Raw genomic sequence first — 213 nt, 5'->3', positions numbered from 1 at the left:
CCTATTACTTTTCTATCTATTGCATTTACTAGCTGAATATATTCTTCCTTGAGTACTCCTTCTGAGTTACTATATTTCTTTTGTATTTTATTTTCGTATATTGTAGTAACTATATCAGCTTTTTTTCCAAAACCGATACCTTTCCCGATAAGGATCATCTCTTGCTTATTACTAACTTTTTTGGCTAGTACTACATTATTATTTAGTACTTTA

The 213-nt window shown here is 28.6% G+C and carries 1 protein-coding gene; it reads right to left on the bottom strand.

Annotated elements, in window-relative coordinates:
• The coding region (locus ACX6CF_RS27295) for a CAT RNA binding domain-containing protein (RefSeq protein WP_458788508.1) at positions 1-213 on the bottom strand (213 nt) is incomplete at both ends.

The organism is Vallitalea sediminicola (genome assembly GCF_054408565.1).
The sequence above is the reverse complement of the archived record's forward strand: the minus strand, read 5'-3'. Positions and strand labels throughout refer to the sequence as shown.